This window comes from Arthrobacter sp. Y3223164 (genome assembly GCF_059091005.1).
In genome coordinates, this window is the sequence record NZ_JBNHGF010000574.1 from 1 (window position 1) to 1,307 (window position 1,307).

The following is a 1,307-nucleotide window of genomic DNA, read 5'->3' on the forward strand; positions in this document are numbered from 1 at the left end:
ACGTCGGCGCTCCGGGCGGCCTCGCCCAGCCGGACGGTGGCGCCGGCCTGCCACGCGGCCAGCGCCCAGACCAACGACCGCCAGTGCGGGTCCATCAGAAGACCCACGCTCGTACCCTCGGCGGCGTCCAGTTCCTCGGCCAGCAGGTTCGCCGTCTTGGCCACCCAGTTGTCCAGCACGCGCCCGGACAGCTCGATGCGTTCGCCCTCCGGGCCGTACCAGACCAGGCAGGGGGACGAGCCCGGGCGCATCCGGGCCAGCAGGTTGGTGATCGTGGCGGGGGTGCTCACGGTGCTCCTTAGGGTCGGGTTCGTGGCCCAGCCGGAGGCCGGCTGACGCCTGCACGCGGTATTTGTGACGCACATCACGGGGGCGGGCCCTCGCGTGGCGTACGCGGATTTCGCTGCCGGGTCTCTAAGATTCCCGCCGGCGCTTGACTTGAACGTATTACACCCATGTAATTAGTTATTAAACGTGTAACAGCATGCTTGTGTCCGGCTCTGAGATCCAGCGCTGCACATGAATCTAGCACCATGCTGGTACAGGAACTCCGGGAGGGCTGATGGGGCAGGCAGAACGTAGTGCGCACCGGCGGGAGCTCGAAGCGCAGGCTTCGGCATCGCACGGATCGCGCGGCGTACCGGCAGACTGGTATGTGGATCCGGCAGATCCGACGGCGGCAGAACGCTTCCGCGAATCCAGCCAACAGACACTCGAGGACGCGGCCACCGCCTTCCTCGCCGCGCACGAAGCGTTGGCGGAGGGACCCGGGGCCGAGGTATTGGAGCTGACTGCTCCGCGCCTGCTCCGGGAACCGGCGGAGGCCGACCCGGCGCCCAAACCGCAGTGGATCGGGCTGCCGGGCTTCGGCGCCGGCTATGAGGACGAGGGAGAACTCGGCTGGCAGGCCGATGCCCTGTGCGCCCAGACGGACCCGGAAGCGTTCTTCCCCGAGAAGGGCGGATCCACCCGCGACGCGAAGAAGGTGTGCGGCGCGTGCACGGTGCGCTCGCAGTGCCTGGAGTACGCGCTGGCCAATGACGAGCGTTTCGGCATTTGGGGAGGCCTGTCGGAGCGCGAGCGCCGCCGGCTACGGAAAAGAGCGCTCTGATTCAGCAGCAAGTTCGCGTCACCGCCGTTGTGGTAGCCCACGACGGCGCTTCCTGCCTGCCCCAAACCCTGGCAGCCCTGGCCCGGCAGACGAGACCCGCCGATGCCCACGTCGGGGTGGACACCGGATCGTCCGACGGGTCCGCTGACCTGCTGCGCGCGCAGTTGCCCGCCGGCAGCCCGGTGGCCGCCGCTTC

2 protein-coding genes are annotated in these 1,307 nt (G+C 68.8%); one reads left to right on the top strand and one right to left on the bottom strand.

All coding sequences use genetic code 11. The features are described 5' to 3' along the window. Positions 1-290: TIGR03089 family protein (locus AC5RUJ_RS16510; RefSeq protein WP_494156274.1), on the bottom strand; the 290-nt coding region annotated here is incomplete at its 3' end. A 272-nt stretch (positions 291-562) separates the two neighbouring features. Here AC5RUJ_RS16510 and AC5RUJ_RS16515 point away from each other — a divergent pair. Then, on the top strand, positions 563-1,111 hold the full coding sequence (locus AC5RUJ_RS16515; protein WP_494001445.1) for a WhiB family transcriptional regulator: 549 nt from the start codon (positions 563-565) through the stop codon (positions 1,109-1,111). Positions 1,112-1,307: the final 196 nt, after the last annotated feature.

Excerpts from the sequence above, each read along its gene's own strand:
- AC5RUJ_RS16515 (WP_494001445.1), top strand. The coding sequence starts at position 563 with ATGGGGCAGGCAGAACGTAGTGCGCACCGGCGGGAGCTCGAAGCGCAG.